This window comes from uncultured Campylobacter sp., assembly GCF_938040115.1.
In the GTDB taxonomy this organism is placed as follows: Bacteria; Campylobacterota; Campylobacteria; order Campylobacterales; family Campylobacteraceae; genus Campylobacter_A.
Map to the genome: position 1 here is coordinate 1 of NZ_CALHXD010000055.1, position 6388 is coordinate 6388.

Here is a 6388-nt window from a genome sequence, read left to right on the forward strand (position 1 = left end):
CTTTAAAATTCTATTTCCCTCGGGCACGCTCAAATTTAAAATTTTCGCCCCCCAGAACCTCTTTTTAAGCGCGACGTCAAAGGGCGCTTTGTACTCTTTTACGTTTAAAAAATCAGGATTTGCGTAGATCGCGGAGTCGGCCTTACTAAGATCAAAAAACAACCCGAGCTCGCCGTCAAATTCTATAAATATCGCCATATCGCCCGCGCGTCTGATTGCGGTTATTTTTTTAAATTTGCCTAAAAAAGATTTGATTTGTTTTAAATTTGCGTATTTCATAGCCGAAATTATAGCCTAAAATACGACCAAATTTTAAGCGCAAGAATAATATAATGATAATGCATTTTAAAACGGAGAAAAAATAAATGAACAAATTTAGCCTAAGTTTAGCGGCCTCGTCGCTGCTTTTAACTCAAATTTTCGCCGCCGACGTAGCATTGCAAGGCGTCGAGATTAGCGAGAGCGCGGACGACGGATACCGTGCCAAAACCAGCGAAGTAGGCAAAACGAATACGCCTATCTTAGAGATCCCGCAGACGGTAAACGTCGTAACCCAGCAGCAGCTAAAGGATAAAAAACCCGAGACTCTAGCCGAGAGCCTTCAAAACGTGAGCGGAGTTAGCTATGGAAACACCACGGGCGGCATCTTTGACTCGATCATAAAGAGAGGCTTTGGCGGCGGACGCGACGGCTCGATCATGCGAAACGGCGTGCCCGCTAGCGTCATGCATAGCTTTAACAAAACCGTAGAAAGCGTCGAGGTGCTAAAAGGCCCGGCTAGCCTGCTCTACGGTGCGCAAGAGCCCGGCGGCATCATAAATATGGTAACCAAAAAGCCAAAATACAACTTTGCAAACGAAATTTGGGCGGGCATCGGCAACCGCAACTACTGGAATACAGGCTTTGATGCCACGGGGCCTATTGCGGAGAGTGGATTTGCGTATAGATTTATATTTGATACTATGCAAAAGGACTACTGGAGAGAGTTTGGCGAATATAAAAATGTTCTCTTTGCACCCTCACTTTCGTATAAAGGCGATGATTACCGCATAAATTTGGCTTATGCGCACACACGCTCGACCGATCCGATCGACCGAGGCATGTATCTCATTCCAAGCACTGGCAAGCTACTGCCGATAGATAAGAAAAGACGCCTTGACGAGCCATTTAATAAGCTAAAAACAAAGCTTGACACGCTAGATGTAAATTTTGAGAAAAATCTCGGCGAAAACTGGCTACTGCGCGGCGCTTACGCGTTTTCCCGCTCAAAGCACGAATACGGTCACATCAGGCTAATGAACGTAAATTTAAACACCGGCATGGCGACTAGGCGAAACGAATATTACGACGGATTTATCCATCGCACGCATGCTGGATCGTTAAATTTAAACGGCTACGTTAAAACTGGTGAGATAGAGCATAATTTACTCTTTGGCATCGACGCAAAGGAATACTACCGCTATAGACCAGGTGGCCTAAAAGATACGGGTAACCACTTAAGCATAAACATATATCATCCTATCTATGGAAGAGTAGGACTACCAACTGCCAGGGAGTCAAGCATCCAGTACCAAAAGCTAAAAACTATCGGATTTTACGCACAAGATAGCATAAATTTAACTGAAAACTTAATCTACTCTTTAGGAACTAGGTATGAATACTACGACCAAGTAGCTCGCGGCACTACTAGCGGACCAAACACCACCGATCAGCAAGACGGCAAATTTACGTGGCAGACGGGGCTTTTATACCTGCTAACGCCCGAGTGGTCGGTTTACGCCAACTACGCGCAAAGCTTTAATCCGCAAATGGCGATCAGCGGCGACGACATCGGCGACATAAAGCCCGAAGAAGGCAAAAGCATAGAGCTGGGAACTAAATTTCAAAACGATAGCATAACGGCTAGCGCGGCGGTCTTTAACATCGATAAGAAAAACATCATGCGCACCGTAAATAGCGTAAGTACGCCCGTGGGCGAGGCGCGCTCGAGAGGATTTGAGTTTGACTTTAACGGCCGCGTGACGCAAGGGCTAAGCGTGGGCGCCAGCTACGCATACACAAAGACTCAGGTGCGCAAGGATAGCGGCGCGTTTGCCGTGCTAGTGGGCAAACCGCTAGAAGCCACGCCAAAGCACCAAGCCAGCCTCTTTGCCAACTACGACTTTAGCCACCTAGGCGCAAAAGGCCTAAGGATCGGCGGCGGAGCGAGGTATTTTGGTTCATGGTACACCTACTACATGAGGACAAATCTACCGGCCGTGCCGGCGGGAACGGGCTTTAAGATGGACGACGCGGTCGTTTACGACGCCTTTATCAGCTACGATACCAAGATCGCGGGCTACGAGACGAATTTCGCCTTTAACGTCAAAAACTTGACCGACAAGCTCTACTATACGTCCTCGTCGACCGGCACGCAGGCTAATATCATACCGATACAGCCGGGGTATGCGAGGCAGTTTATGCTGACTGCTAGCGTTAAATTTTAAAATTTAAGCGGCTTGTCTTTTCTCGCTATACGGCGTTGAAATTTAAATTTTAAGCTCGGCAGACCATTCGTCTAGCCTACGCTTAAAATTTAAATTCCGCCTTGTCTAGCGAAAAAATACTTCACCTTAGCTTCTTGCGTTCAAATTTGGAATTAAATTTGGTTAAATTTACAAATTTGGCTTCAAATTTGACTCGCCCGAACCCGAATCCTGAAAGCATCAAATTTAGCTTTAAACCCGCGACGTATTATGCTATTTTATCCAAGCCAAATTCGTATTTGCAACGCTCAAATTTTAATCTCAATCTCTTTTTATCCATTTTTCGCTAAAATCGCTAAATTTTAAAAACGCGCGGCATCCGCAAAAAAAGGAAATTTATGCAAAACTCAAAGCAAACCATCACCGAAAAGATTTTCAGCGAGCACGTAGGGCGCGAGGTTTTCGCGGGCGAGATCATCGAGAGCGACATCGACATGGTCATCGGCAACGACATCACGACTCCGATCTCCATCAAGCAGTTTGAGCGCAGCGGCGCGACGAAGCTCGCTAATCCTGACGGCTTTAGCGTCGTGATGGACCACTACATCCCCGCCAAAGACATCCTAAGCGCCAACCAAGCCAAAATAAGCCGCGAATTTGCCTATAAACACGATCTAAAAAACTATTTTGACGAAAAAGATATGGGTATCGAGCACGCGCTTTTGCCCGAAAAGGGCCTCGTAGTCCCTGGCGACGTCATCATCGGCGCCGATAGCCACACCTGTACGCACGGCGCGCTGGGAGCCTTTGCCACGGGCATGGGCAGCACCGACCTAGCCTACGCGATGATAACGGGTAAAAACTGGTTTAAGGTGCCGCCGACTATCAAAGTGATCTTTCGCGGCAAACTTGACCGCCACGTCTACGGCAAGGACCTCATCCTAGAAATCATCCGCCGCATCGGCGTAGACGGCGCGCTGTATAAGGCGCTGGAGTTTACGGGCGAGACGATAGAGAACCTCGATATGGACGGGCGATTTAGCATGTGCAACATGGCTATCGAGGCCGGCGGCAAAAGCGGCATCATCGCGGTCGATGAAACCACGAAAGAGTTTTTAAAAGGTAAAAATTTACGCGCCGAGCCGAAGCTGCACTACTCCGACGAGGGCGCAAACTACGAGCAAATTTTAGAGATCGATGTTACTAATCTCGATCCCGTGATCGCCTATCCGTTTTTGCCTAGCAACGGCAAGAGCGTGCGCGAAGCGGTGAAAGACGACATCGCTATCGATCAGGCGTTTATCGGCAGCTGCACGAACGGTAGGCTAAGCGATCTACGCATCGCGGCTGAAATCCTAAAAGGTCGCAAAGTAGCGCGCAAAACCCGCCTCATCATCACGCCTGCGACGCAAAAGATTGCCCTGCAAGCGCAAAAAGAGGGACTAATGGATATTTTCGCGGAAGCGGGCGCGGTCGTCTCAAATCCAACGTGTGGCGCATGCTTGGGTGGATATATGGGGATTTTGGGCGTAGGTGAGCGCTGCGTGAGCACGACAAACAGGAACTTCGTCGGCCGCATGGGCGATCGCACGAGCGAGGTGTATCTGGCTAACTCGGCCGTAGCTGCGGCGAGTGCGGTGGTGGGCAAGATCGCCGACCCAAGGGATTTGTAGTTTTATAAAATTTCAAAAAAGGGGAAGGACTATTATAAAGCCTTCCTTCTTAAAAGGCGCAAGTTATTAGGCTTACTACTTCAAATTATTTTGCAAATTTACAAGAGAACTCATTCCCTAGATCGCAAGCTTTCTTATTGAGTTCTTTTGCTTTTGCTTTATCTTTTTCTATGCCCAACCCCTTATAGTACAATGAGGCAAGGCGACCGCAACCATATCCGTCATCGTCGTCACAAGCTTTTTGATAAAACTCATGCGCTTTTGCATAGTTCTGTTCTCTAAAAAACATCTCGCCAAGACCGGCGCAACCATTCGCATTACCGCCGTCACAAGCTTTTTGATAAAGCTCCTTTGCCTTTTTACTACTTTCAAATAAGCTTAGAATTTTTAGATTGCCTTTTGCATATAAAAAAGCTAGCTGATTACAAGCCCATGCCCTATTTTGCCCGCACTCTTTATCAAGAATTTTTTCGGCCTTTTCGTAGTCTTTGTTTTTTAACGCAGCTTGAACCATATCATACTCATTGGCAAAACAAAAACAGGACACGCATAATATAACAAAATAAATTTTTTTCATTTTTGATCCTTTAATTTATCTTCAATATTTGTTATGACTCTAAATTCAACCCTTTGTGAATTTAAATAATTCTCTTTTAAACCGCTTTTTGAGGTTAAATTTGAATTATCATCAAGTGTTTTAGCAGACGCAAAACCTATGGCCCTAAAATGCTTTTTTAAAAAATCACCTTCTTTTGAATGCCTTAATATATATTCCAAAACAGACTGTGCTCTTTTAGAGGATAAAGCCATATTTTTTAGATATGCATCATCCGCGCTTGCATCATTCCAAACAGAGCTAGTATGACCCTCTATTCGTATTTCGTCGATATTATCTATAATATTTTTATCTGTTATTATTTTTAAATATCTAGGAAAAAAGTTATCCAAAATTTTTTCAAAATCTTTTGATAACTCTGCCTCACCTGTTTTAAAAAGAATTTCCGGCTTATTAAATCTAATAGTAAGATCATCCTCGATAACTGCATTAAATTTGGATAAATCGTCTTTAAATTCTTCTCTCAATAATGCTGTCAAATTTAGTCTTAGCTCTTTATAGTTCTTTGGTATAGCCTGACTCTTTTCTAACTGTTCTTGTAAATTTACAACCTTAGAATTTTCATTTACCTTTAACATATATAAAGAAAACAGTAGCAAAAACACAAGCATCAAAGCTGTCATGATATCGCTCAATGCTATCCAGTAACTATTTTTGCCGGTTTTCTTAAAAAGACTCATTTTATTTTTCGCTAATTTTTTTAAGTAAATTTATGATTTCTTCTTGATTTTTTATAAGCTCGGCCGGATTAAATTCTTCGCTTTTATCTTCTTTGTTTATGGCTCTAAAAAAGAAAATATCAATCAGCTTTAAAAACAGTGACCCAAAAATAGCAAAAATAGATATACTAAAGGCTGTTTTGATACCGTTTATGAGTTTAGGGATACTGCTTTCAACATCATTAGCATCAAAATCAATCAAGCCCAAAAATATACCCAAAAAAGTGAAGCCTATACCTATAGTGATTAAAATATCCGAACTTTGGCTATGTAGTCTTTTGCTTTTTATCAAATTTATTAGAAAAAAAATAAAAAACACAAAAATAATACCAACGCCGATCGTAATGTGCATATTTGAAAATAGAGAATAAATAAAGTCGCCCAAAACAAAATCCTATATTTTTTGTTTAATATTCTAGCATCAACATACTTAAATATTTTATAAATTTATTTTTAAATTTATCCCTTAAAACGCCGTTATCGTCGCCAAAAGACCAAAGATGATGCCGGGCAAATTCGCAGCCGCTAGCGGATAGTCTCTTTTGGCTTTTAGCAGACCGTAGCTAGTCCAGATCGTGCAGTTTATCGCTGCGGCTAGAGGCTGGATAAAAGGCGTTTTGTTGCCCTCAAGGTTGCCCATTATCTGCGGGATATAAGAAATATACATAATGACCGACAGGCACGTGCCTATCCAGCCTAAAATTTGCAAGTTTTTCTCGCTCATTTTTTCTCCTTTGAAATAAAATCCGCATTATACTACTTTTTCGTGCGACGACGCGAAATTTTATCTTGCCCGCCGTCGCGTTTTAATCGCCAAGCTAGGTCAGATTTAGTAAAATGCAGCCTAATTTAAAGGAGAGCAAAATGGCTTACGTGACCTACGACAAGGCAAAATGGCACTGGGGCGCGAAAAAT

6 protein-coding genes and 1 pseudogene are annotated in these 6388 nt (G+C 43.3%); 2 read left to right on the plus strand and 5 right to left on the minus strand.

Annotated elements, in window-relative coordinates; translation table 11 throughout:
* A pseudogene (locus tag Q0314_RS02160) lies at positions 1-279 on the minus strand (hypothetical protein); the annotation flags it as partial.
* A gap of 86 nt (positions 280-365) precedes the next feature.
* Between Q0314_RS02160 and Q0314_RS02165 the strand changes: the two are divergent.
* Positions 366-2486: a TonB-dependent receptor gene (locus Q0314_RS02165; protein WP_298056022.1), complete on the plus strand. Its 2121-nt coding sequence runs from the start codon at positions 366-368 to the stop codon at positions 2484-2486.
* A gap of 377 nt (positions 2487-2863) precedes the next feature.
* Positions 2864-4138 (plus strand): 3-isopropylmalate dehydratase large subunit, encoded by a 1275-nt coding sequence (gene leuC, locus Q0314_RS02170; RefSeq protein WP_298056025.1) that lies wholly within the window; start codon positions 2864-2866, stop codon positions 4136-4138.
* A gap of 85 nt (positions 4139-4223) precedes the next feature.
* On the opposite strand, the gene Q0314_RS02175 is transcribed toward leuC, so the two are convergent.
* The 4 genes from Q0314_RS02175 to Q0314_RS02190 all read right to left on the minus strand — a co-directional run bounded on the left by Q0314_RS02175 (position 4224) and on the right by Q0314_RS02190 (position 6197).
* A complete protein-coding gene (locus Q0314_RS02175) occupies positions 4224-4715 on the minus strand; it encodes a tetratricopeptide repeat protein (RefSeq protein WP_298056028.1) in 492 nt (163 codons plus the stop codon).
* A complete protein-coding gene (locus Q0314_RS02180) occupies positions 4712-5434 on the minus strand; it encodes an OmpA family protein (protein ID WP_298056030.1) in 723 nt (240 codons plus the stop codon). The genes Q0314_RS02175 and Q0314_RS02180 overlap by 4 nt, the downstream gene beginning before the upstream one ends.
* Position 5435: 1 nt before the next feature.
* Positions 5436-5858: a hypothetical protein gene (locus Q0314_RS02185; RefSeq protein ID WP_298056033.1), complete on the minus strand. Its 423-nt coding sequence runs from the start codon at positions 5856-5858 to the stop codon at positions 5436-5438.
* 81 nt (positions 5859-5939) lie between these two features.
* Positions 5940-6197 carry a SemiSWEET family transporter gene (locus Q0314_RS02190; protein WP_002951935.1) on the minus strand — a complete coding sequence of 86 codons (258 nt, stop codon included), beginning with the start codon at positions 6195-6197 and terminating at the stop codon, positions 5940-5942.
* Positions 6198-6388 lie beyond the last annotated feature (191 nt).

Excerpts from the sequence above, each read along its gene's own strand:
- Q0314_RS02165 (WP_298056022.1), top strand. The coding sequence starts at position 366 with ATGAACAAATTTAGCCTAAGTTTAGCGGCCTCGTCGCTGCTTTTAACT.
- leuC (WP_298056025.1), top strand. The coding sequence starts at position 2,864 with ATGCAAAACTCAAAGCAAACCATCACCGAAAAGATTTTCAGCGAGCAC.
- Q0314_RS02175 (WP_298056028.1), bottom strand. The coding sequence starts at position 4,715 with ATGAAAAAAATTTATTTTGTTATATTATGCGTGTCCTGTTTTTGTTTT.
- Q0314_RS02180 (WP_298056030.1), bottom strand. The coding sequence starts at position 5,434 with ATGAGTCTTTTTAAGAAAACCGGCAAAAATAGTTACTGGATAGCATTG.
- Q0314_RS02190 (WP_002951935.1), bottom strand. The coding sequence starts at position 6,197 with ATGAGCGAGAAAAACTTGCAAATTTTAGGCTGGATAGGCACGTGCCTG.